The sequence below is a fragment of the Mycobacterium sp. C31M genome (assembly GCF_053345865.1).
Genome location: NZ_JBKFAX010000015.1, coordinates 24,837 through 47,618, shown reverse-complemented (window position 1 = coordinate 47,618; position 22,782 = coordinate 24,837). Strand labels below are relative to the sequence as shown.

General features: G+C 67.3%; 22 protein-coding genes. 3 read left to right on the top strand and 19 right to left on the bottom strand.

Annotation, left to right across the window (positions count from 1 at the left end; all coding sequences use genetic code 11):
- Nucleotides 1-29 precede the first annotated feature (29 nt).
- The 11 genes from ACLBYA_RS21980 to secA2 form a co-directional block, all read right to left on the bottom strand.
- Nucleotides 30-1,031, bottom strand: a complete 1,002-nt coding sequence (locus ACLBYA_RS21980; protein ID WP_447711569.1) for a TRAP transporter substrate-binding protein — start codon at nt 1,029-1,031, stop codon at nt 30-32.
- Between the two features lie 506 nt (nt 1,032-1,537).
- Nucleotides 1,538-2,179: a MerR family transcriptional regulator gene (locus ACLBYA_RS21975; RefSeq protein WP_447711568.1), complete on the bottom strand. Its 642-nt coding sequence runs from the start codon at nt 2,177-2,179 to the stop codon at nt 1,538-1,540.
- 185 nt (nt 2,180-2,364) lie between these two features.
- Entirely contained in the window at nt 2,365-2,859 is a 495-nt protein-coding gene (locus tag ACLBYA_RS21970) for a bifunctional nuclease family protein (RefSeq protein ID WP_447711567.1), read from the bottom strand.
- Between the two features lie 46 nt (nt 2,860-2,905).
- Nucleotides 2,906-3,631: a transcriptional regulator FtsR gene (gene ftsR / locus ACLBYA_RS21965; RefSeq protein ID WP_447711566.1), complete on the bottom strand. Its 726-nt coding sequence runs from the start codon at nt 3,629-3,631 to the stop codon at nt 2,906-2,908.
- A 25-nt stretch (nt 3,632-3,656) separates the two neighbouring features.
- Nucleotides 3,657-4,121, bottom strand: coding sequence for a glycogen accumulation regulator GarA (garA, locus tag ACLBYA_RS21960; protein ID WP_447711565.1), 465 nt, complete (start codon nt 4,119-4,121; stop codon nt 3,657-3,659).
- Between the two features lie 203 nt (nt 4,122-4,324).
- Nucleotides 4,325-4,720 (bottom strand): glycine cleavage system protein GcvH, encoded by a 396-nt coding sequence (gcvH, locus tag ACLBYA_RS21955; RefSeq protein ID WP_447711564.1) that lies wholly within the window; start codon nt 4,718-4,720, stop codon nt 4,325-4,327.
- A gap of 29 nt (nt 4,721-4,749) precedes the next feature.
- Nucleotides 4,750-5,553 (bottom strand): DUF881 domain-containing protein, encoded by an 804-nt coding sequence (locus tag ACLBYA_RS21950; protein ID WP_447711563.1) that lies wholly within the window; start codon nt 5,551-5,553, stop codon nt 4,750-4,752.
- Between the two features lie 2 nt (nt 5,554-5,555).
- Nucleotides 5,556-5,888, bottom strand: coding sequence for a small basic family protein (locus ACLBYA_RS21945; RefSeq protein WP_447711562.1), 333 nt, complete (start codon nt 5,886-5,888; stop codon nt 5,556-5,558).
- Nucleotides 5,889-5,902: 14 nt separating this feature from the next.
- A complete protein-coding gene (locus tag ACLBYA_RS21940) occupies nt 5,903-6,811 on the bottom strand; it encodes a DUF881 domain-containing protein (protein ID WP_447711561.1) in 909 nt (302 codons plus the stop codon).
- Nucleotides 6,804-7,460, bottom strand: a complete 657-nt coding sequence (locus ACLBYA_RS21935; RefSeq protein WP_447711560.1) for a CDP-alcohol phosphatidyltransferase family protein — start codon at nt 7,458-7,460, stop codon at nt 6,804-6,806. Before ACLBYA_RS21935 ends, ACLBYA_RS21940 begins: the two co-directional genes overlap by 8 nt.
- Before the next feature lie 10 nt (nt 7,461-7,470).
- Nucleotides 7,471-9,816: an accessory Sec system translocase SecA2 gene (gene secA2 / locus ACLBYA_RS21930; RefSeq protein ID WP_447711707.1), complete on the bottom strand. Its 2,346-nt coding sequence runs from the start codon at nt 9,814-9,816 to the stop codon at nt 7,471-7,473.
- Nucleotides 9,817-9,920: 104 nt separating this feature from the next.
- Here secA2 and ACLBYA_RS21925 point away from each other — a divergent pair, with 104 nt between their 5' ends.
- Both ACLBYA_RS21925 and ACLBYA_RS21920 read left to right on the top strand, forming a co-directional pair.
- Entirely contained in the window at nt 9,921-11,825 is a 1,905-nt protein-coding gene (locus ACLBYA_RS21925; protein WP_447711559.1) for an ABC transporter ATP-binding protein/permease, read from the top strand.
- A gap of 36 nt (nt 11,826-11,861) precedes the next feature.
- Nucleotides 11,862-13,787 carry an ABC transporter ATP-binding protein/permease gene (locus tag ACLBYA_RS21920; RefSeq protein WP_447711558.1) on the top strand — a complete coding sequence of 642 codons (1,926 nt, stop codon included), beginning with the start codon at nt 11,862-11,864 and terminating at the stop codon, nt 13,785-13,787.
- A 68-nt stretch (nt 13,788-13,855) separates the two neighbouring features.
- Here ACLBYA_RS21920 and ACLBYA_RS21915 read toward each other — a convergent pair whose 3' ends face one another.
- From ACLBYA_RS21915 to ACLBYA_RS21905, 3 genes are read right to left on the bottom strand one after another with little or no spacing between them, the layout of a single operon-like run.
- Nucleotides 13,856-15,364 (bottom strand): FAD-binding protein, encoded by a 1,509-nt coding sequence (locus ACLBYA_RS21915; protein ID WP_447711557.1) that lies wholly within the window; start codon nt 15,362-15,364, stop codon nt 13,856-13,858.
- A gap of 17 nt (nt 15,365-15,381) precedes the next feature.
- On the bottom strand, nt 15,382-15,873 hold the full coding sequence (locus tag ACLBYA_RS21910; RefSeq protein ID WP_447711556.1) for a VOC family protein: 492 nt from the start codon (nt 15,871-15,873) through the stop codon (nt 15,382-15,384).
- Nucleotides 15,874-15,918: 45 nt separating this feature from the next.
- Complete coding sequence (locus ACLBYA_RS21905) at nt 15,919-16,602, bottom strand: TetR/AcrR family transcriptional regulator (RefSeq protein ID WP_447711555.1); 684 nt, start codon at nt 16,600-16,602, stop codon at nt 15,919-15,921.
- A gap of 101 nt (nt 16,603-16,703) precedes the next feature.
- On the opposite strand from ACLBYA_RS21905, the gene ACLBYA_RS21900 reads away from it, so the two are divergent.
- On the top strand, nt 16,704-17,144 hold the full coding sequence (locus ACLBYA_RS21900; RefSeq protein WP_447711554.1) for a nitroreductase/quinone reductase family protein: 441 nt from the start codon (nt 16,704-16,706) through the stop codon (nt 17,142-17,144).
- Here the strand turns inward: ACLBYA_RS21900 and ACLBYA_RS21895 are convergent.
- The 5 genes from ACLBYA_RS21895 to ACLBYA_RS21875 form a co-directional block, all read right to left on the bottom strand.
- Nucleotides 17,057-17,800: an Rv1815 family serine proteinase gene (locus ACLBYA_RS21895; RefSeq protein WP_447711553.1), complete on the bottom strand. Its 744-nt coding sequence runs from the start codon at nt 17,798-17,800 to the stop codon at nt 17,057-17,059. The two genes, ACLBYA_RS21900 and ACLBYA_RS21895, sit on opposite strands and share 88 nt — an antisense overlap.
- Nucleotides 17,801-18,012: 212 nt before the next feature.
- Complete coding sequence (locus tag ACLBYA_RS21890) at nt 18,013-18,669, bottom strand: LysM peptidoglycan-binding domain-containing protein (protein WP_447711552.1); 657 nt, start codon at nt 18,667-18,669, stop codon at nt 18,013-18,015.
- 98 nt (nt 18,670-18,767) lie between these two features.
- Nucleotides 18,768-20,174: an NAD(P)/FAD-dependent oxidoreductase gene (locus tag ACLBYA_RS21885; RefSeq protein WP_447711551.1), complete on the bottom strand. Its 1,407-nt coding sequence runs from the start codon at nt 20,172-20,174 to the stop codon at nt 18,768-18,770.
- A 10-nt stretch (nt 20,175-20,184) separates the two neighbouring features.
- Nucleotides 20,185-21,120 (bottom strand): sterol desaturase family protein, encoded by a 936-nt coding sequence (locus ACLBYA_RS21880; RefSeq protein ID WP_447711550.1) that lies wholly within the window; start codon nt 21,118-21,120, stop codon nt 20,185-20,187.
- A gap of 30 nt (nt 21,121-21,150) precedes the next feature.
- Entirely contained in the window at nt 21,151-22,704 is a 1,554-nt protein-coding gene (locus tag ACLBYA_RS21875; protein ID WP_447711549.1) for a carboxylesterase/lipase family protein, read from the bottom strand.
- Nucleotides 22,705-22,782 lie beyond the last annotated feature (78 nt).

The window sequence follows — 22,782 nt, the reverse complement described above, 5'->3', positions numbered from 1 at the left end:
CCGGGGCCGGCTACTGGGCTGCACCGGGGTCACTGGCTGTACTCGGCGAGCACGCGGCCGGCGAAGTCGCCGGGGATCTCGTCGGCGATGTCGTCGCGGACGCCGGTGACGGCCGCACTGAGCTCGTTCACGTCGGCCTCGTTGACCTGCACACCGGCCGCCTCGAACTTGGACAGCAGCTGCTCGTCGGCGTCGGCACCCGCGGTGCGGCTGGTCGCCGCCGCGGCCGCAGCGGCCGCCTCCAGGCCCTGCTGGATCTCCGGCGAGAGGCCCTGCCAGGTGTCCTCGTTGACGGTCAGGTAGACCGGGCTGTAGATGTGCGAGGTCAGCGACAGGTAACGCTGCTTCTCGTAGAAGGAGAACGCGTCGATGACCTTGAGCGGATTCTCCTGGCCGTCCAGGACGCCCTGGTCCAGCGCCAGGTAGGCCTCACCGATGTCGATCTGGGTCGGCGCGGCACCGAGGGCCTCGAACAGCGCGACCCGGGCCGGGTTGCCGGGCACGCGGATCTTCAGCCCGGCCAGGTCCGCCGAGGTGTTGATCGGACGCACATTGTTGGTGATCTGACGAAACCCGTTCTCACCGAAGCCGAGCACGCGGGCTCCGACCGATTCCACCAGCGATTCGCTGAGCTCGTCACCGAACGGACCGTCGAGGAATTCCACCACGGTGTCACGGTCGGTGAACAGGAACGGCATGTCCATGATGGTGAAGTTCGGATCCAGGTTCGCGACCGAACCACTGACCGCGGCGATGTCGATCGCTCCGGCCCGCAGGCCCTGCAGCACCGCCTCCTCGTCGCCGATCGCACCGCCGGTCTGCACGGTGAGTTCGACCGAGTCGCCGAGTTCGTTCTCGACCTCGTCTGCAAAGGCAAGCAACATGTCGGCCAACGGATCTCCGGCGCTGGTCTCTACGGCGAGCATCAGTGTCGTTGCACCGGAATTACTTTCAGCCGAGCTGGAGCAGCCGGTCAACACCAGCGCGGTGGCCGCGCCGCAGGCGGCCATCACCTTCGTCAATGACTTCATCGTTTTCCTCTCATGGGCCCAACAGATTTCGGTTCAGACTGGAGATCCGGGCCGGCACCGATGCCAGCGCGATGAAGTCAAGATTCCGAGGTGAGACTGGACCGCGTCAAACAGTCAAAAGCGAGCGTCTACATCTGTCAAACAGATGCCCTGTAACACGAATTTAACTGCAGCAGTGGTCACTTCGACGTGACACGGACGTAACCGGGTTGCGGTTCACTGGCCTGTTGCCAGCTGTTCAGATACCGGCTGCCGGTTTCCGAAACCCATGGTGAAGGGCATGGACCCGCAGATGCCACCCTGCGACATCCCCAGGGTGTGAGCAACGTCATCCGAGCGCGGTCGGGGTCACTGTGGCGAACGCCATCCCAGAAAAATGTTCGCCGATCCCGATCGGGGGGATATCGGGCCGCCGCGACGCGACCTCGACGCGCCGACAATGACAAAGATGGCGAGGAATCAGAGATTCCTCGCCATCTTTTTTTCAGGTTCGTGAGTCGGCGGACCTATCCGATCTTGCGGTCGCGGCTCTTGCGCCGCGAGGCCAACTCGTCCTCGGGCGCGGCGATCGACTCGCCACCGTCGGCGCGCTCGCCGGGGAAGTCGGCGATCGCACCGGTCAATTCCCGCATGGCGCCCGACACCGCGATACCGAACACTCCCTGCCCGCCCTGCAGCAGGTCGACGACCTCTTCGGCCGAGGTGCACTCGTACACGGTGGTGCCGTCGGAGAACAGCGTGATATTGGCCAGATCCTGGACACCGCGCTGGCGCAGGTGATCCACGGCGACCCGGATATTGTGCAACGAGATACCGGTATCGAGCAGGCGCTTGACGATCTTGAGGACCAGGACGTCCTTGAAGGAGTACAGCCGCTGACTGCCCGATCCGGCCGCGCCGCGGATCGACGGGACCACCAGCGACGTGCGGGCCCAGTAATCCAGCTGCCGGTAGGTGATACCGGCGATCTGGCAGGCGCTGGGACCGCGGTAGCCGACCAGTTCGTCGGGGATCGAGTCATCGGGGAACAGTCCGCCCTGCACGGGTTCGCTGACCACCCTGCTCACCGGCGGAGCCGATCCGCCCGCGGAAGACTCCGAAGAAAGGTCGAATTCCCCCTGGTGTGGCGTGCGTGGCGTGTCGCCCACAGTCCATCCTCTCGCCGATCGCTCCCGGGGCGGTGCCCGCACCACACCGGGGTCGAATGTGTCGAGCATACGCCCCACACAGTGCCGCTACTGCTCGTCGTCGATCAAAAGTATGGCTGCCCGCTTCGCGCGCGTCCCACACCCACACCGCGTGTCGACCTCACGAGACGGATCCGTGATCTTGGTCAGGTCGCCTTGAAATCATCGGGTGACACGCTGTCGAGAAACTCCTTGAACTTCTCGACCTCATCCTCGCGCACCGGTTCGGCCGAGTCCTCACCGTTCTCGTCCGGGATCAGCAGGCCGGCCTCTTCGAGCACGGCCTCCTCGACATAGATGGGCACCCCGACGCGTAATGCGATGGCCACCGAGTCCGACGGGCGCGCCGAGACCTTGATATCGCGGTCGAAGATCAGATCGGCGTAAAAGGTGCCCTCACGCAGATCGACGATGCGCACCTCTTTGAGCGAATGACCCAACGCGGCAATCAGATCGCGGATCAGATCGTGGGTCTGCGGGCGCGCCGCCTCGATGCCCTGCTGCTCGTGGGCGATGGCCTGCGCCTCCGGCTGCCCGATCCAGATCGGCAGGTAGCGGTCGCCTTCGGACTCACGCAGCAGCAGCACCGGCTGATTCTGGGGCTGCTCCACGCGAATACCGACAACCCGAACCTCACCCATCAGCGCCTGCCTTCCGCGAAGAAGCCGTCGTGGAAAATTCTAGTCCTCAACGGTCGAGAACGTCGCGCACCGCCGACTTGATCAGCGACGTGTGCAAGGTGATCGCCAGTGCGGCGACCTCGCGGGCCAGGTCGTCGGCCCGGTCCCGGGCGCCGGCCTTACCCGCGGCCGCCACCGGTCCGGCGATCTGAGCGATCAGATCGGATTGCCGATCGGCCGCCGACCGGAAGGCCCGCAGATGCCGCGGTTCCACACCGTAGTCGGCCAGGGCGCGGGCGCACTGCGCGATGAGCACCGAATGCTCGTCGAACAGGCCCGCCGGCCCGGGCTTGATGATGCCGGCGGTGACGAGTGCGGACAGCATCGTGTTGTCCACGCCGGACCGCTCCAGCAGGTCCTCGCGGCTCAGCCGCACCTGGGCGGGCCGCACCGCATCTGCGGCGTCGGCGGCATCGGAGACCTGCACCAGACGTGGCGCGCCGTAACCGGTCTTGGTGACCGGCAACTCGCCGTCGGGTTGGGAGTCCAACTGGGCCTTGATGACCTTGAGCGGCAGGTACTGATCACGCTGGGCGGTCAGTACAAAACGCAGCCGGGCACAATCGTAGGCGGTGAACCGTCGGTAACCGGCCGCCGACCGCTGCGGCGTGACCAACCCCTCGGCCTCGAGGAACCGGATCTTGGAGATGGTCACATCCGGGAAGTCCGGGCGCAGCAGATCCAGCACTGCTCCGATGGACATCCCGGCGGGCGCCGGGTCCGGTTGGGTCATCTGGTCCTCGCGCGCGCTCCGGCCGTCAGCCGGCGTCGTCGGACTTGGGTCCGGTCAGGAACACCAGCCGGAACTTGCCGATCTGGACCTCGTCACCGTTGGCCAGCACCGCGGAGTCCACCGGCTCACGGTTGACATAGGTGCCGTTGAGGCTGCCGACGTCGACAACCTGGAACTCGCCGGTCTCCAACCGGAACTCGGCGTGCCGGCGGCTGACCGTCACATCGTCGAGGAAGATGTCGCTGTCCGGGTGCCGACCGGCCGACGTGGTGGCCTGGTCGAGCAGGAACCGCGACCCCGCGTTGGGGCCGCGCTTGACGACGAGAAGTGCCGAACCTGCAGGCAGGCCCTCGACTCCGGATACCGAACTCTCGGTACCGGTGCTGGCCGGGGCATCCAACTCGTTGAGGAAATCCGCGCGGAAGACCGAGGTCGTTTCCACCGTGACTTCGTCGGACTGGTCGGCCTGAAAGTTGCTGTTCTCCGTCACCCGCTGCTCCTCTACTGGCTGCTGTGGCGTGCCTGGCCGGTGGCCGTCCGGGGCGTCACGTCCGCCCCTTCTGACCATATTGCGTCTCACATCGACCGTACCGCGCCGGGCAGGCCATTGGGTCCACCACCGCCGGATCCGTCTGACGCGGACTTGCTCACGCCTGTCCCTGATGAACCGTTCGGCGAAAACCCTAACAACACCTACTCGGGCAGGATTGCCCGGTAGCCGTCGGCGTCCAGAAGTCCGGGCAATGCCCCCTCCGGGGCGGAGTCCTCGGTCTGCAGTTCGACCAGCCAGCCCTCGCCATACGGGTCGGAGTTCACCAGCTCCGGGTTGGCCTCCAACTCAGCGTTGACCGCAATGACTTTCGCAGTGATCGGCGCGTACAGATCCGACAGCGACTTGGTGGATTCGACCTCACCGAAGGTGTCGCCGGCGGTGACCGCGGCGCCGACGTCGGGTAGCTGAACGAACACCACATCCCCCAGTGCAGCCTGGGCGTAATCGGTGATACCCACCCGCACGGTGTCCGCACCGGTGCGGCGCACCCACTCATGCTCGGCGGTGTACTGCAGATCGGACGGGATCTCGCTCACGGGGCTCCTTCAGGCGGATGCGGGCGGGCTTACTTGACGGGCTGAGCGTATTGGCGAGGTTTCGGTGTCCGCAAGGCGGTGACGTCGACGCGCTCCGACTGGGTGACCGTCATCGCTCCCCCGACCCGTTTGACGCTGTCCATCGCCCCACCCGGGATGTTCATCGCGGCGGCAAGGGTGGGTGGATCACCAATCGCCAGAACCGAATACGGCGATCCCAGCGTCACCCCGTCGATCAGCAGCGCACCGGGCGCACCGACCACCCAGGTGTCGACACCCACCCGGACCGGTTGACCGCCGGTGACATTCCCCGAGTCGCTGCGCTCCTGCCCGCCGGTACCGCGCACCTCCATGGCTTCCGCACCGGCGGCGCGCAACTCGTTGATGACGTCGAGCATGGTTTCCGGGGACACGCCGCGCGCGGTGTCGTCGATGGCGATCGTGACACCCGGCCCCACCGCGGCGACGCTGCCGATCAGGATCGACAGTGCCTCCAGTCGCGCCTGCGCGTTCTCGATCGCGGCCTGATCGCTGCTGCCGGAGGCCTGCAGCGAGTTCAGTGTCTGCTGCAGGTCGGCGACCTCGGTGTTGAGCGCGGCCTCGCGCTGTTGCAGTGAATCGAGCAGTACCAGCAGGTCGGCAGGGCGGGCCGAGTCGAGCGAATCACCGGAGTTGGTCTGGCGCACCTGAGTGGCGATGGCGACGCCGAGCAGGACGCACAGCAGCACCCCGAGCGCACCGAAGGCCAGCTGCGACCGGGTGCGCCGGGGCGCCGCGGCGTTGTCCGCCGGCATCTCGTGCCGACCGTGCTCTGGCTCGGAATGCTCGGCCATCCTCAGGCTCCGAACAGTCTGCGGCGCAACGCCGCGGCGTTGCCGAAGATCCGGATGCCGAGCACCACGATGATGGCGGTGGACAACTGGGTACCGACACCCAACTGGTCGCCGACGTAGACGATCAACGCGGCGACCAGAACGTTGAACACGAAGGACACCACGAAGACCTTCGAATCGAAGATCTTTTCCAGATAGGCGCGCAGGCCGCCGAACACCGCGTCCAGCGCCGCGACGACAGCGATCGGAAGGTAGGGCTGGATGGCCTCGGGCACCCCGGGGTGGAACACCAGCCCCAGCACGATGCCGACGGCGAGCGCGGCGATTCCGATCATGTCTGTTCCATGGGTTAAGGCCCGATCTCGTTGGCGAAGCGGATCTCCCGGACCGATCCTGCGGGCACACTCAGGGCTTCACCGACACTGACCGTAACCCCGACCCCGTAGGACCGCTGCAGCAGCAGGAGCCGCTGCATGCCGGGACTGCGGTCGAACACGTCCTGCATGGCGTGCGGCGGACCGAGCGCGATGACGTCATAAGGGCTGGTGATGGGACGGTTGTCGACCAGGATGCCGCCACCGGCCTGCCGGATGGTGACATTCGGCCCGACCCGCACCCCACCGACGGACACCGCCTCGGCACCGCCGACCCACAGCGAGTTGACGACCAGCTGCAGATCGCGGTCCAGGATGACCTGCTGGCTGCCGGCGACCCGCTGTTTGGTCACATCGGTCAGCCCGCCGGCCACGCCCGGATCGGTGACGGTGACCGTCAGCCCCGGCCCGATGGCGGGGGTGATGGCGGCGGCGAACTCCGCATCGTCGAGCTGGGCCAGCAGCAGCCGGCCCTGCTCGTCACCGGCCAGCCGGCTGCGCCGTTCTGTCTCGACGTCGGCGGCCAACGTGTCGCGGGTGGCCTCGACGGCGGCGGTACGGGCCTCGGCGGCGCGGGCACTGTCGGCCAACACCTGCTGGGTCTGCCGGTTGGCCGGGGCCAGCGACTGCGCCTGCGATGCCGCCGCGGCGAAGACCGCGGCGACCAGCAGCCCGCCCAGCAGCGTCCAGCCCCACCCGCGGAGGCGCCGCGGCGGTGCGTCGGCCCGTGCCGCGGCCGCGGCGGCATAGCCCGGGTCCAGGTGATCGGACAGCAACGAACGCAACAGTGACGGGACCGGGATGCGTTGCGGCGCATCGGCTTCGTGCGCGTTCAGACCGGCCTGCGGGTTGTAGCCACCCAGCGGGTTGCGCGGCTCAACCATCGGCGACCCGCTTGCGCGGTGCGGGGGTACGGGGCAGCCGCCGCCACACCAGCCGCACCTGAACCAGATAGACCACGGCCGACCACAGGTAGAGCACCAGCCCCCAGATCAGGAACGCCCATCCGCAGGCCAGGATGATCCGGCTCCACAAGGCGTCGAACTGGCCGAGCAGGACCAGCGGCAGCCCGGACATCAGGGCAAAGGTGGCGGCCTTGCCGATATAGGTGACCGGCAGCGCGGTCAGCCCACGGCCGCGCAGCAGCGGCAGCGTCGCCGCCAGCAGCACATCACGACCCAGCAGCACCACCACGAACCACCACGGCACCACGCCGGCGGCGGCCAACGCCACCGGGATCACCACCATGTAGATGCGGTCCACCGCGGGGTCCAGCAGCTCGCCCAGGCGCGAGGATTGGTTGTCGACCAGGCGGGCGATCTTGCCGTCCGCCCAGTCGGAGAACCCGCTGAACATCAGGATCGCCACGGCCCACCCGACGGCTCCGGCGATCAACAGCAGGTACAGGAACACCGGCACCAGCAGCAGCCGGATCACCGAGAGCACATTGGGGATCGTGAAAATTCGATCCCGGCCCGCACGGGGCCCATCTCCCGTCGCTCCGCTCGCCCGGGATCCCGCTCCCCCGTCCATGGCTAGAAACTTAGCGGAACACGCCCGGCAGGCTCAGCGCCGACATGACGTTATCGGCAAGCGGATCGTCGTGGATCATGTAGGTCCACGTCGAGGTCGGCCGCGCCAGCCTGGAGAGATCGAGACCGGCCACCCCGTCCTCGTCGCTGTCGACGATGTTGGCGGTGTCGAAGGTCTGCTGCGCCGCCTCGATGGCGTCGGCAGCCAGCGAGGCGAACGCGTCGACCGCCATCCGGTGGAACTCGTCGAGCGGGCTCTGGTTGCCCAGTGCGCGCAGGCTGATGCTCTCCCGGATATCGGCCAGATACGCCAGGTGGTCGGCCCAGCCGCGGTCCAGGTGATACAGCATGATCAGCCGGCAGATCTCGGTCAGCCGTTCCTCGGAGACATTCTCGGCGATCAGCGCGTAGCGCTTGGGTGAACGCTCTTCGAGCTCCTCGCGGGCCGCATCGGTGCGCAGCAGGGTGTCACGACGGTCGACCAGGATGGCGCGCTGCTGGGCGGTCAGCTGGTTGTAGCGCCAGGTGTTGGCGTGCAGGTCCAGCGTCTTGCCCTCGGCGACACGCTGGGCGTGGTCGAGCAGCACTCCGGCCTTGGGACTGGTGATCCTGCCGTCGCCGTCGGTCTGCAGTGGCAGCTTGTTGGGCTCCAGAAAGGACACCACCACGTCGTCCTCCCAGCTGGAGAAGAACACCGACGAACCGGGATCACCCTGGCGCCCGGCGCGGCCGCGCAGCTGGTTGTCCAGCCGTTCGGTGTAGTGCCGCCCGGTGCCGATGACGTGCAGGCCGCCGAGCTCGGCGACCGCATCATGGCCCGATTCATCGGAGCCACCCAGCCGGATATCGGTACCGCGACCGGCCATCTGGGTGGACACCGTGACCCGGGCCTCGGTGCCGGCCTCGGCGATGACGGCGGCCTCCTCGGCGTCGTTCTTCGCGTTCAGCACCACGGCCGGGATGCCCGCCTTGATCAGGCGTTCGTGCAGATCTTCGGATTCGGCCACATCGCGGGTGCCGACCAGGATCGGCTGCGAGGTGGCATGTACCTCGGTGATGTGCTCGACGATGGCGTCGTTCTTGGCGGCGACCGTGATGTAGACGCGGTCGGCCTCGTCCTCGCGCACGTTCGGGGTGTTCGGCGGGATCGGCGAGACGCCCAGTTTGTAGAACTGGCGCAGCTGCTCGCCGGCGGCCAGCGCGGTACCGGTCATCCCGCACACCCGCGGGTAGCGATTGATCAGCGCCTGCACCGTGATGGTGTCGAGCACCTCCCCGGTCTCGGTGATGTCGAGGCCCTCCTTGGCCTCCACCGCGGCCTGCAGGCCGTCGGGCCAGCGCTGCAGCGAGGCGATCCGGCCGCGCGAGGCGTTGATCAGGTGCACCGCGTCGTCGCGGACGATGTAGTGCACATCGCGTTCCAGCAGCACGTGCGCGTGTAGCGCGACGTTGACCTCCGTGAGTGTGGAGCCGACGTGCTCGTCGGAGTACAGGTCGATCCCGCCGAGCGAGGCTTCCAGCTTGCGTGCACCGGCGTCGGTGAGTTGCACATTGCGTCGGTCGGCGTCGGTCTCGTATTCCGCGCCCTCGCGCAGGTCGCCTACCAGCCGGATGATCTCCAGCCGCGGCGTCTCGCGGTGGCTGGTGCCGGCCAGCACCAGCGGCACCAGGGCCTCGTCGACGAGCACCGAGTCGGCCTCGTCGATCAGCGCGACGTCCGGGCTCGGCGAGACCAGGTCGTCGACGGAGATGACCAGCTGGTCGCGCAGCACGTCGAAGCCGATCTCGTTGACCGACCCGTAGGTGATGTCGCAGCCGTAGGCCTCGCGACGCTGCGCCGGTGTCGAGTCGGCGGTGATCCAGCCGACGGTCAGCCCCAGCGCCTCCAGCAGCGGGGCCATCCATTCGGCATCTCGACGGGCCAGGTAGTCGTTGACCGAGATGACGTGCACGCTGCGTCCGCCGATCGCGTATCCGGCCGCGGCGATCGCGCCGGCCAGCGTCTTGCCCTCACCGGTGGCCATCTCCACGACATCCCCGGCCAGCATGCGCAGCGCCCCGAGCAACTGGACATCAAAAGGCCGCAACGAGATCGCCCGCTCGGAAGCCTCCCGCACCAGCGCCAGGAACTGCGGGATATCGGTGGAATCCGCGAGGTCGTCGAGCACCAGCAGACCCGCCGCCTTGCGCAGCTGCTCGTCGTCGAGGCCGGCGGCCTTCTCGTCGAACTTGGCCGAGGCGCGCACCGCCGCCATGGACTTCGCCTGGTCCTTGTCGGTGCTGGCGCCCAGCATCTTCCAGAACCGGTTGCTGAACCGGCCGCCGGACTTGGACGCCTTCGAGGTCTTGGAACTCACAGCCACAGTCATACGGTACGCGGGCGTGGCACGGCCGTAGCAGCGCCGTCTGGGCGCCGCGGTGGGTGTAGCTTCCGTCGCAGACACCGACCGGACGGACACCGATGATCCCTGTGACGCTCGGCCCCTCGATCGACTGGAGCACCGAGTTCGGCCGTTCGGCGGTGTGGATCCTGCAGGCGTTCGGCATCGCCGCGGTCTGCCTGGCGGCGGTGGTGGCGCTGGTGGCGCGCCGCACCGAGTGGGGCAGGCAGTTCGTCCGGATCACCGGCGGCTATTTCGCCGGTCGTCGCAGCCTGCGGGTCTGGCTGATCGTGGCGGCCCTGCTGCTGTCCACCGTGATCGCGGTGCGCTTGACGGTGCTGATCAGTTACTACACCAACGATCTGTTCACCTCGCTGCAGCTGGTATTTCAGGGCTCCGATGCCGGGGTGGCGGGGTTCTGGGACGCACTACTCATCTACGCGCTGCTGGCAACGGCGTTCGTGGCCCGGTTCTTCGTCGACCTGTACCTCACCCAACGGTTCCTGATCGACTGGCGGCGGTGGCTGACCCGGCGGATGCTCGACGACTGGCTGGGCGGCCACGCCTATTTCCGCGGCCGGTTCGTCCGGGACCCGACCGGCACGCTGGACAACCCCGACCAGCGCATCCAGGCCGACGTCGACATCGTCACCACCGGGTCGGCCGAACCCAACAACCCGGCCAACGGCTCCAACCACATCCTGCTGTTCGGCGCGGTGGAGTCACTGCTGACGGTCGCATCCTTCGGTGTCATCCTGTGGAACCTGTCCGGGCCGCTGAACCTGTTCGGGTTCGTGCTGCCGCGTGCGCTGTTCTGGATCGTGCTCGGCTACGTACTGGCCGCCACGCTGGTGGCGTTCTGGGTGGGCCGCCCGCTGATCGGACTGAGCTTTCGCAACGAGCGGCGCAACGCCGGCTTCCGGTACGCGATGATCCGGCTCAAGGATGCCGCCGGCGGCGTCGGCCTGTACCGGGGCGAGCAGGCCGAACGCCGCGACCTCGACACCCGCCTGAACGGTGTGCTGCACAACTACCGGGCCTGGCTGAACCGGATGATGTTGTTCCTCGGGTGGAACATCACGGTGAGCCAGGCCATCAATCCGCTGCCATACATCGTGCAGGCACAGCGGCTGTTCGCGAATGAGATCTCCTTCGGCGACGTCATGCAGTCGGCCACCGCGTTCCACGCCATCCACGACGGTCTGTCGTTCTTCCGGGTCAGCTATGACAGCTTCGCCGGATTCCGGGCCGCACTGCTGCGCCTCGACGGACTGCGCGATGCCAACCGCCGGGCCGCCGCGATGCCCGGCCTGCGCAGCACCACCTCGACCGACGGCACGCTGCGCCTGCACGCGGTCACCGTCTGCACCCCGGATGGCCGGGCGCTGGTCGAGCGACTCGATCTGAGCGTGGCCGCCGGGGAGAGTCTGCTGCTGGCCGGCCCGTCCGGGGTGGGCAAGACGGTGTTGTTGGAAAGCCTTGCCGGTCTGTGGCCGTACGCGGACGGCATCGTCGAGCGCCCGGCGGCGACGATGTTCGTGCCGCAGGTGCCCTATCTGCCGCTGGGCACGCTGCGCGCGGTGGTCGGCTATCCGGGTGAGCCGGGCGAGTTCACCGATGACCAGATCCAGCGGGTGCTGACGCAGGTCGCGCTGCCACATCTGCTGCTGCAACTCGGCGACACCCGTGACTGGGCCGCCATCCTGTCTCCCGGTGAACAGCAGCGGGTGGCATTCGCCCGGGTGCTGCTGCACCGGCCGGCCGTCGTCTTCCTCGACGAGTCGACCGCCGCGCTCGACGAAGGGCTGCAGCTGATGCTCTACCGACTGCTGTCCGCGGAACTACCCGGGACGACCTGGGTGAGTGTGAGTCACCGGCGCAGCGTGGCGGCACTGCACCGGCGCCGGTTGGACCTGAGCGGGGACGGCCGGTGGGCGACCGGGGAACTCACCGGGGTGAGCCCGGACATCGCCGACGCCCCGTAACACGCTGCCGACATCCGCAAGGGGTACCTTGCCCGCATGGAGATGTTCACTCCGACCCTCGACTGGGGCGCCGAGCTGGTCACGTCGCTCATCTGGATTGCCAGAGCGTGGGCGATCGCCGCGGTGAGCACCCTGGTGGTCCTCGTGCTGCTGGCCAAGTTCACCACCTGGGGTCGCCAGTTCTGGCGGGTGACCGGCAGTTACTTCACCGGACGCGAATCGCTGAAGGTGTGGCTGTGGTTGGGCGCGATCCTGCTGTCGGTCATCGCCGGTGTGCGCATCGACGTGCTGCTCAGCTTCCAGGGCAACGACATGATGAGCGCCGCGCAGGTGGCGGTGCAGGGCCTGTCCGGAGGTGACGAGGCGGTCAGGCAGTCCGGTATCGACGGATTCTGGTTCGCCATCTGGACTTTCGCGGTGCTGGCCACCATCCACGTCACCCGGGTGATGCTCGACCTGTTCATGATGCAGCGGTTCATGCTGGCTTGGCGGGCCTGGCTGACCGGCCGGATGACCAACGACTGGCTCGACGGCAAGGCCTACTACCGCAGCCGATTCATCGATGACACCATCGACAACCCGGATCAGCGCATCCAGGCCGATATCGACATCTTCACCACCAATATCGGCCCGCTGCCGAACACGCCCAACAACACCAGCGGCGCGACGTTGCTCTTCGGCGCCATCGAGGCCATCGCGTCGGTGATTTCGTTCACCGCGATTCTGTGGAACCTGTCGGGCAATTACGAGATGTTCGGCGTCAACGTGCCGCGGGCGATGTTCTGGATCGCGATCGTGTACGTGTTGATCGCCACCGTCATCGCGTTCTGGATCGGCCGGCCGATCATCCGGCTGACCTTCGACAACGAGAAGTACAACGCCGCCTTCCGGTACGCCCTGGTCCGGCTGCGCGACGCCTCGGAGTCGGTGGCGTTCTACCGTGGTGAGGTCGCCGAGCGGGTGCAGCTGCGCAAGCGGTTCGAACCGATCGTGGCCAACTACAAGCGGTACCTGAACCGGTCGATCGGGTTCTACGGCTGGAACCTGTCGGTCAGCCAGATCATCAACCCGCTGCCCTGGATCATCCAGGCACCGCGGTTGTTCGCCGGCGAGATCCAGCTCGGCGATGTCTCGCAGACGTCGTCGGCATTCGGCAGCATCCAGAACTCGCTGTCGTTCTTCCGTAACTCCTATGACGCGTTCGCCGGTTGGCGCGCCTCGATCATCCGTCTGCACGGTCTGGTGGTCGCCAACGAGGAGGGCCGCGAGCTGCCCGAACTCAATGTCGAACCGTGCGGCGACTGCCCGGTCGAGATCCGCAATGTCGACGTCCGCACCCCGACCGGTGAACTGCTGGTCGACGATCTGAACCTGGAGATGTTCCCGGGTGACACGCTGATCGTGACCGGCCAGTCCGGCGCGGGTAAGACCACACTGCTGCGCAGCCTCGCGCAGCTGTGGCCGTTCACGACCGGCACCCTGCGCTGCCCGGCCGGCATCAACGAGACGATGTTCCTGTCCCAGATGCCGTATGTGCCGCTCGGTGATCTGCGCGCGGTGGTGTCCTATCCGAAGGGACCCGAGGAGCTTTCCGACGAGGAGCTGATCGCCGCGCTGGACAAAGTGTCGCTACCGCAGTGCTCGCGGCGGTTGTCCGAGGTTGCGGACTGGGTGAAGGTGCTCTCCCCCGGTGAGCAGCAACGCATCGCGTTCGCCCGGGTGCTGCTGACCAAACCGCGGGTGGTCTTCTTCGACGAGGCGACCTCGGCGCTGGATGAAGGTCTGGAGTTCACCATGTACGACCTGGTGCGCCGGGAGCTGCCGGACACCATCCTGGTCAGCGTCACCCACCGCAGCACGGTCGGCGAGCACCACGAGAAGCATCTGCACCTGCTCGGCGGTGGCGAATGGGTGCTCGGCGAGGTCGACGAGGAGACCGGGAAGCCGCGCACCACCGAGTAGCGTCGAACCTGAAGTAGATGGCGGGAATTCGACGAAAACCCGTCATCTTCCCCAGTTTCGGCCGGGACTTACCCCCGTGTGGCCGCGTGCGCGCCGGCCCGCCGCGCTGCGTGATCGCCCGCCCGCCGCCCGAAGAACGATCCTTCGCCGAGCTGCACACCGCTGGCATATCCCTTGCCGTCGCGCGCGATGTTGGATGCGCACGCCCCGGCGGCGTACAGTCCCGGCACCGCGGCACCGGTACCGTCGAGCACCTCACCGTCCAGCGACACCGTCAGCCCGCCCATGGTGAAGCCCGAATACATCGCCACCCCGAGGGTCAGGTCGAAGGCCGCGAACGGGCCGGTGTCCTGTGGGGCAAGGTAATCCGGCTGCTTGTGGAAGTCCGGGTCGGATCCGGCCGCGGCGTTGGTGTTGTAGCGGTCCAGGGTGGCGGCCAGGTTGCCGGCCGGGATGCCCAGTGCGGTCTCTATCTCAGCCACCGTCTCGTATCCGTCGATGAACTTGATCAGCGGCATCTCCGGCATCTGCATATGCGCCTCGTCGACGATGAGGTATGCCGCATGATCACGCTGCTCCAGAACGAACGCCGAGGTTCGCGAATGGTAGGAGTCCTCGGCGACGAAGCGCTGCCCGTCGGAGTTGACGATCACGCCGGTCAGCAGGATCTCGGGCGGGTAGGCCGCCGCGGTGATGAACTTCTGGTCCAGGTTCTTGGCGACCCCGCCGACCGACACACCGAGTTTGATCCCCAGCCCGTCATCGTTGGGGTTGCCCAGGATGTAGGGCGCCACCGTGCCGTGATGTTTGGTCTTGCGTTCCTGCCCGAGTTCGGGGGTGTACTGCGCCACCATCTCGGCGTTCATCGCGAAGCCGCCGGCGGCGATCACCACCGACTTCGCCTTCACCGCACCGGTATCGGTGAAATGCTTCCAGCGCACCCCGACCACTGACCCGGCATCGACAATCAGGTTCGTGGCACCGGTCTCGTAGCGGAACTGGACACCGAGTTCGGCGGCCCGCTTGAGCAGCAGCTGGATCACCATGTCCGCGCCGCCGAGTTCACCGGGCACCGGTACCGAGTGGCCGCGCGGTGCCGGCTTGGCCTGTTCGTTGAACGGCCAGACCTTCTCATTGCCGGTATAGGACAGCCCCTCTGTGCCCGGCGGCACCACCACCTTGCCCGGGTAGTAGCTGCGCTCGAACTGAAAGCCAAGGGCCTCAAGCCAGTCGAAGTGTTCGACGCTCTGGTCGCAGTAGGCCCGGATCTTGTCCAGTTCGGGATCCTCGGTGACCGCGACCAGGTACTTGTACATCTCCTCGGCGCTGTCCTCGTGGCCGGTGGCCTGTTGGACCGCGGTACCGCCGCCGAGATAAAAATGGCCGCCGGCCATCGAGGTGGTGCCACCGGCCGCGGCAGCCTTCTCCAACACCAGAACCCGCGCACCGGCCGCGGCGGCGGAAACCGCGGCGCATCCACCGGCGATGCCGAACCCGAGGACGACGACGTCGACCTCGTCGGACCAGGTGTCCACATCGGCCACCCCGACGGCGTCCGGAATCTGTTGCAGGCTCATCGTTTTCTCCTCGCGCGTCACTGCTGTTGTTTGATGTGGTCGAAGAAGGCCTGGATATCCGGTGGGATATGGGCGATCTCGAGATAGGGCACACCCGCGTCCGGGGCGCTCACATAACCGAATCGCATACCGCCGGGCATCACACCCCGGGTGACGACGGGTGCCCCGGCGGATTCGGCATCGCGCAGCCGGGTCTCGAAGGCATCCTCGTCGGGCACGACGACACAGATGTGATGCAGCCCGGGGCCCGACTCGGCGAGGAATTCGGTATAGATGCTCGGCCCCGAGACCGGCGCGATCAGTTCCAGCTGCAGGTCTCCGGCATAGCTCAGCGAGATATCGGCGGTGAAGTCGGCGGGCGCACCGCGGTAGGTGCAAGCGTCCGGCCCGAAGTGCACACCGGGCATCCGGAACCATCGGCGCGCACCGAGCAGCGCACTGAGCATCTGCTCTCCTGCATCGAGGTCACGGGTCACCCAGGCAACCTGGACAGGTGTCTGATCAAGCATCGCAGTGAGGATATCGCCCGTGCGCCACGATGGCTAGAACATGTTCTAGTTTTGCGCCAGCAGCTGCGTCAGCAGGTCGATCTGGCCACCGAAGACCGCCCGGGCGTCGGTCAGTGTGTCCGCGCCGTACTGACCGAACACCTCCAGGCTGATCGCACCGACCAATGCCGCCCACACCGTCAGACAGCGCAGCATCACCCGATCACCCCCGGGAAATCCGAACTCCGCCCGAATTCCGTCGAAGTCACTCGAAACCGGCTCGGCTGCAATATCTTCCGGGTCCGGTATCGACCCAACCCGAATGCCGTCGGCCACCACCGCGAACAGGGTCGCGATGACCCGGGTGCCGGGCCCCACGGTCAGCTCGGCGGGCGCGTGATAGTCGGGCACCGGGCTGCCGTACAGCAGGGCCCAGCGGGCCGGTTGCGCGAGCGCCCAGTCTCTGGCGGCGTGCGCGAGCGCGCCGAACCGGCGGTCCCATGGCGCGTCGACATCCACCGCGACGGCATCAACCACATCGGCCAGTTCGCCGTACGCATCCACCAGCAGCAGGGTCAGCAGAGTGTCGCGATCGGCCACGTAGCGGTACACCGCCGAGGACACCATGCCCAGGTCGCGGGCCACCGCTCGCAGCGACAACCCGGCGGCGCCGTCGGTCGCCAGATGCCGGCGTCCCACCTCGACGATCTGCACCTCGATGCGATTCCGGGCCTCCTGCCGTTTACCCACCGGGCCAGTCTGCCACAAATGAGAACACTGCTCTTGATTTTTGGAGCCTGCACTGCCATCGTGAATGTGAGAGCACCGCTCACAAATTGAAGGAGGAACCAATGACCATTCGTTATGACGAACCCGACCGCATCGCCCGGGCCGCCAACGCCGTCATCCGCCGGCTGGCCGAATGGGGTGTCGAGATCGCCGGCAGCCGGGCCCTGCGGGTCCGCGGCCGCAGCACCGGCCAGTGGCGGTCGGTCGTCGTAAATGTGCTGACGGTCGACGGTCGCGATTACCTGGTGGCCACCCGCGGGAACACCCACTGGGTGCGCAACACCCGGGCGGCGGGCACTGTCGAGACCGGCCCGCGGTGGAACCGCAAACAGTTACGCGCGGTGGAGGTTCCCGATGCCGACAAGCCGGAACTGATCCGGCGCTATCTGGACCGGTGGTACTGGGAGGTCAAGGGTCACGCCGGCGGGTTGACACCCTCGTCGACCGATTCGGAGGTCAGCGAGATCGCCGCCTCGATCCCGGTGTTCGAGCTGGCCGGCTGAGTCGCGACGGCATCCCGGATGCGTGGGACAGTCGACTGCCAGGACACCGCCGTCGGCGCGCCACCCCAGGTGCTGTTGAACAGGCCGACGATGACCGCGCTGCCGTCCGGGTTGAGCACGTAGACGGGGCCGCCGGAGTCACCCTTCTGGCTGACCACGCCGTCCTTCATGGTGAACCAGCCATTGTTGACCGCTGCGACTGTGCCGCAGCTCTCACCGGTGACGACACCGAAGTGGCAGACCGGCTGGCCGGGTTGTTGCACCGGGAGCGCCTGGTCCATCACCAGCGCCCGGCCGCCGGGCAGCACGGTGTTGACCGCGACATCGGGATGCAGGGTGATGGCGCCCCAGTCCGAGATCTGGTGATCGCCGGTGACGGTCGCGCCGTCGGGAGTGTTGTCATCGGAGAGCGCCATGGCACCGACGACATTGCCGAACCGGTCGGTGACCGGGCCCTGGCCGCGGCAGTGCCCGGCGGTGAACGCCACCCGTGCGACGGGGTCGACGAAGCCCAGCGTGCACAAGGTGCCGCCCTGCCTGATCTCCATCCCGGGATGCACGGTGACACCGGGTTCGGCGCCGGCGGGAGCGGTCGGGGACAGCGTGACCGCGGCCATTGCCGTCGCGGCGGTGGTCAGGAAAAGCCGTGCGCGCATGGAGCCCTCCGATCCCCCACCCCTCTTCGGATGACGCTACCGGGGTGCTGTCAGGTGAATCGGATAACGGTCAGATCTCGTTACACCACACATCCCGTAACAAGACGTGTGTCACACCAGTCACTTCAGCCCCATGCCGTAGTGACCGTTCCCCGTGAATCCGCCCAAGTGCCTACGCCGATAACTGCAATCTCGCGGAGGAAGTGGCTGAATCAGGGAATGGTCAGCACCTGGCCGGGGTGGATCAGGTCCGGATTCGCCACCCCGCTGGCCTCGGCGATGCGCGGGTATTGGTTGCCGTCGCCGTAGAACCGTTCCGCGATTGCCCACAGGGTGTCGCCGGAAACGACGGTGTAGCTGCGCGGGGCAGGCGGCGGGGGCGGTGGCGGCGGAGCGGCCGGTGCGGCCGGCTCCGGAGTCGGCGCGGGTTCCTCCGCGGCCGCCAGTTCCACCTCGGGTTCGGCGGCCACGGCCGGTGGCTCGGCGCTGTCGGCGGCAGCCGGCGCCGGAACGGACTCGCCGGCGGGTGGCCGTTCGGTGGTATCGGTTCCCGACGCCCACGCCACGCCGTCGAAACCGTAGAGCACCACGTTACGGTCGTCCTGCAGGATCAGTCGGACGTCCTTGGCCCCCTTGGTGTCGGTGTGCCAGACCGGTTTGTCCGGGGTGTAGAGCACGAAGTTGCCGTCCTTCTGCACCTCGGCGCGCACCACATCCTGACCGTTGGTCTCGGTCGACCAGACCGCGGTGTCACCTGCGTAGAGCACCAGGTTCCCGTCGCCCTGCAGGTCGAGGCGGTAGGCCCCGTTCCGTGACGTCAGCGACTGCCCACGTTCGAGCTTCTCACCAGCGTGAAGTCGATCCCCCATGTCCGCTCCCCTTTCGCTATTGCGTACCGCAAAGCGTAGTGATCGACGTTGTCGCCGTGGCGGTTTGCGCTCGACATAAGCGGAACAATTCGGAAACGTCAGGAGTCGAAGCCCAGACCCAAGCTGTCCAGGGTGCGCAGCAGCAGATTGCGCCGGCCCGCCGAATGATCGGCGCGGTCCAGCGACCAGCGGGTCGCCTGGATGCCGACCGACGCGATCGGTTCGGGCGGGAACGGCAGCGGCTTGCGGCGCACCATCTCCAACTCGGTGCGCGGGGTACTCAGCCCGTCGAGCAGATCCAGACAGACATCGGCGGCAAACCGGGTCGCACCCACCCCGAGCCCGGTGAAACCGTTGACATACGCGACGCGGCCACCGTGCGCGGTACCCCAGTGCGCGCAGAACCGGGTGTTGGTGTCGATGGCACCTGCCCAGCGATGGCTGAACCGGATGTCGTCGAGCTGGGGGAACGTGATGAAGAAGTGCTCGGCCAGGCGCCGGTAGGTCTGGTCACGGTCCTCGTAGGCGGCATCCACCCGCCGCCCGAAGTGATAGACGGCGTCGTATCCACCCCACACGATCCGGTTGTCGGCACTGAGCCGGTAGTAGTGGAACTGGTTGGCGCAGTCCCCCACGCCCTGGCGGCCGGCCCACCCGATCCGGTCCAGCTGCGCCGGCGTCAACGGTTCGGTGGACAACACGTAGTCGTACACCGGGACGGTGTACCACCGGTTGCGCCGGATCAGGCTGGGGAACACGTTGGTCGCCAGCACCACCTGCCGGGCGGTCACCTCGGCGGAGCCGGTGCCGACGGTCACCCCGGTGCCATTCGACTCCAACGTCATCGCCTTGGCCTGCTCGTAGATCTGCACCCCCGCCTCGCGGGCGGCCCGGGCCAGCTCGACGGCCAGCTTGGCCGGATGCACCAGCGCACAACTGTCCTCGGCGAACAGCCCGGCCAGATACGTCGGCGAATTCACCTGGGCCCGGACCTCATCGAGTGCCAGATACCGGCCCTCACCGTCGGCCGCGGCCTCGACCAGCCAGTCCACCTGATGCGGTTCGGTGGCCACCGACAGCATGCCGGTCCGCTCCCACTCCGCATCCAGCCCGAGCCGGGCGATATCGGCGGCCATCCCGTCCAGGTTCTCCATGCCGAGGACTTCGAGGGTGTCGAATTCGGCGGCCCAACGGGACTTTCCGTTCGCCGCACCATGAGTCAGGCTGGCGTCGACAAAACCACCGTTGCGCCCCGAGGCGGCCCAGCCGATCCGGTCGGCCTCGATCAACACCACCTTGCGGTCCGGATGCCGTTCGGCGGCGTGCAGGGCCGCCCACAGTCCGGTGTACCCGCCGCCGACCACCAGCAGGTCGCAGGTCTGCCTGCCGCTCAGGCGCGGATACTCCGGGCGCAGGATGTCCAACCACATCGGGCCGAACGTGCTTGCCGCCAGCGAACGTTCGACCAGCGCCGGGTCGACGTCGGCATCGAATACGGTATCCACCTCCGGCACCCTACGCGGTCGGCGCGGTGGCCGAGGACAGACCGGCATCGACGGTCTCGGCGGTGCGCGGCGCCCATCCCGGCGGGCCGAAACAGTATCCCAGCTTGTCCCGCCAGCGGCGCGCGCGGCGCATGTCGCGGGCGATCGCCACGTATTCGTGGGTCTGCAGTTTCCAGATGTTGAAGGTGTCCACCTGTTTGGTCAATCCGTAATGCGGCCGGAACAATTCATCGGTGTACGAGCCGAAGATGCGGTCCCAGATGATCAGGATCCCGCCGTAGTTCTTGTCCAGGTATTCCGGGTCCATGCCGTGGTGGACCCGATGGTGCGACGGCGTGTTGAAGATGAATTCGATTGGCCGCCATAGCTTGTCGATCCGCTCGGTGTGCACCCAGAACTGGTATATCAGGTTCACCGAGAAGCTGGCGAACACCATCCACGGCGGTACACCCAGCAATGGCAACGGAATCCACATCAGGATCTCGCCGCTGTTGTTCCACTTCTGCCGCAACGCGGTGGCGAAGTTGTAGTACTGGCTGGAGTGGTGCGCCTGGTGGGTGGCCCAGATCAACCGGACCCGGTGCGCCACCCGGTGATAGGCGTAGAACAACAGGTCGACCCCGAGCAGGGCGATGACCCAGGTGTACCAGCGATCGGCCGGCAGGTGCCAGGGCGCCAGATAGGCGTAGATCGCCGCATAACCGAGCAGTGCGCCGGCCTTCCAGGCTGCGGTCGTCACCACCGACACCAGACCCATCGACAGGCTGGTCCAGGCGTCCCGACGCTGATATGCCCCGGCGGGCGTGCGATCGGACTCCAGATGCTCGAGGCGGCGGGCGGCGGTCCATTCCAGCACCAGCAACAGGACGAAGAACGGGATGGCGAACAGCACCGGGTCGCGCATCTGCGGGGGCAGCGCGTCGAGCACGGTCACGACCACATCCATGTGACGAGAGTAATACGTCACATGGCGGCGTCAGCGAAAGCTGAGCACCTCTTCACCCCAGGTGCTGCGCTGCACATGATCGGGGTCCACGACCACCTCGTCATCGCGCCCGATCACCAGGTTGGCCCGATCGTCGGGGCGGTAGGGACGCCAGGACGTCGCCGCCTCGGCCTCGGGACCGGTGCCCTTGGCAAAGCTGCACCAGCGGGCGCGCATGCGCCGTGACACCTCGGTGCCCGCGGCCAGCCCGCCCAACTTGAACGTCGGGTCCTTGCGCCCGGCGACCAGATTGCCCCACACATAGGGCAGTTCGGTGGCGTGCGCGCCGCCCAGGCCCAGTGCCCGCAGCATCGGGGTGCTCCAGTCGAAGCGGTACATGTAGACCGGGGCCACCCGCTGGTGGCCCTCGGCGAACCAGATGGACGGCATCCGGAAGCCGACGTCGCGGGCCACCCCGAGCCCGGGCTTCTTACCCCGCCCGGGATACGCCGCACCGAGTTCGGATTGGGTCGGGATCTGCAGTCCGGGCTGCTCGGCGGCGATCGCGGCGAACATCTCGGTGATGGCCTGTGCGGTGATCGGCAGCAGTGGTGAGCGCATCCAGCGGAACAGCGCCGCCTCATGCTGATTGGTCCCGATGATCAGCGGCACCGGCAGCGTGCGGCCGGCCCGGGCGGTCTGCACCGGATAGTCGGGCACCACATCGCCGTCGACGATCGGCGCGAACGCCAGCGTGCCGGGCGCCAGTTGCGGCACATCGTTGAACAACTGCTTGGAAGCGGCGACGATCGCCGATACCGGCAGTTGGGTGAGTTGACCTGCCTGCCGTGCGGTCATGCCCAGCTCACCGAGGAACTGCGCGCCGATGTGCTGTGCCCGGTTCTGGTCGTACACCGAGGTCACCGGCGAACTCTGGGCGATGGCCCTGGCGAACAGGCCTTCGGCGGCCGGGCTGGCCAGCAGCGTGGTGACGATCCCGCCACCGGCCGATTCGCCGAACAGCGTCACCCGCTCCGGATCCCCGCCGAAACCGGCGATGTTGTCGCGCACCCAGCGCAGCGCGCACAGCACATCGCGCAGCCCGGGGTTGGTCTCGAAACCGTCGCCGAGCCAGGACAGATCCAGGAATCCGAACGCACCCAGCCGGTAGTTGACGGTGACCACGATGACATCACCGCCGAGCGCCAGCTCACGGCCGTGGTAGAGCGGTTGCGCCGAAGATCCCAGCACGTAGGCGCCACCGTGCACCCACACCAGCACCGGCTTGGGAGCGTCGTCCGGCGTCGGCGACCAGATGTTGAGTGTCAGGAAGTCGTCACCCTGGGGTGCGCCCAGGTCCAGCGGCACCCGCGGGTCGGTCGGTTGTGGGCACACCGGGCCCACCCGGGTGGCGTCTGCCGGTTCGGTCCAGCGCGCCGGTGGCTGCGGAGCACGCCAACGCAGGTCACCGACCGGCGGCGCGGCATAGCGCACCCCCAGCCATCGGTTGACGGCCCCGTCGGTGCTGCCGCGTACGGGACCGTATTCGGTGTCGACGACGGTCACGTCGCCGACCGCATCTCGGATATCGGTCACATCTTCCATAGTGGCACTGCCGCCGCCGCGCGGACCGATTCGTGACGCGCCCCATAGATTCACTCGCGCTGCTCACAACTCTCGGCA

Excerpts from the sequence above, each read along its gene's own strand:
- ACLBYA_RS21910 (WP_447711556.1), bottom strand. The coding sequence starts at position 15,873 with ATGCTTGATCAGACACCTGTCCAGGTTGCCTGGGTGACCCGTGACCTC.
- ACLBYA_RS21945 (WP_447711562.1), bottom strand. The coding sequence starts at position 5,888 with ATGATCGGAATCGCCGCGCTCGCCGTCGGCATCGTGCTGGGGCTGGTG.
- ACLBYA_RS21875 (WP_447711549.1), bottom strand. The coding sequence starts at position 22,704 with ATGGAAGATGTGACCGATATCCGAGATGCGGTCGGCGACGTGACCGTC.
- ACLBYA_RS21940 (WP_447711561.1), bottom strand. The coding sequence starts at position 6,811 with ATGGTTGAGCCGCGCAACCCGCTGGGTGGCTACAACCCGCAGGCCGGT.
- ACLBYA_RS21970 (WP_447711567.1), bottom strand. The coding sequence starts at position 2,859 with ATGGGTGAGGTTCGGGTTGTCGGTATTCGCGTGGAGCAGCCCCAGAAT.
- ACLBYA_RS21895 (WP_447711553.1), bottom strand. The coding sequence starts at position 17,800 with ATGCGCGCACGGCTTTTCCTGACCACCGCCGCGACGGCAATGGCCGCG.
- ACLBYA_RS21915 (WP_447711557.1), bottom strand. The coding sequence starts at position 15,364 with ATGAGCCTGCAACAGATTCCGGACGCCGTCGGGGTGGCCGATGTGGAC.
- ACLBYA_RS21920 (WP_447711558.1), top strand. The coding sequence starts at position 11,862 with ATGGAGATGTTCACTCCGACCCTCGACTGGGGCGCCGAGCTGGTCACG.
- ACLBYA_RS21925 (WP_447711559.1), top strand. The coding sequence starts at position 9,921 with ATGATCCCTGTGACGCTCGGCCCCTCGATCGACTGGAGCACCGAGTTC.
- ACLBYA_RS21890 (WP_447711552.1), bottom strand. The coding sequence starts at position 18,669 with ATGGGGGATCGACTTCACGCTGGTGAGAAGCTCGAACGTGGGCAGTCG.
- ACLBYA_RS21950 (WP_447711563.1), bottom strand. The coding sequence starts at position 5,553 with ATGGCCGAGCATTCCGAGCCAGAGCACGGTCGGCACGAGATGCCGGCG.
- ftsR (WP_447711566.1), bottom strand. The coding sequence starts at position 3,631 with ATGACCCAACCGGACCCGGCGCCCGCCGGGATGTCCATCGGAGCAGTG.
- ACLBYA_RS21980 (WP_447711569.1), bottom strand. The coding sequence starts at position 1,031 with ATGAAGTCATTGACGAAGGTGATGGCCGCCTGCGGCGCGGCCACCGCG.
- ACLBYA_RS21900 (WP_447711554.1), top strand. The coding sequence starts at position 16,704 with ATGACCATTCGTTATGACGAACCCGACCGCATCGCCCGGGCCGCCAAC.
- ACLBYA_RS21880 (WP_447711550.1), bottom strand. The coding sequence starts at position 21,120 with ATGGATGTGGTCGTGACCGTGCTCGACGCGCTGCCCCCGCAGATGCGC.
- ACLBYA_RS21935 (WP_447711560.1), bottom strand. The coding sequence starts at position 7,460 with ATGGACGGGGGAGCGGGATCCCGGGCGAGCGGAGCGACGGGAGATGGG.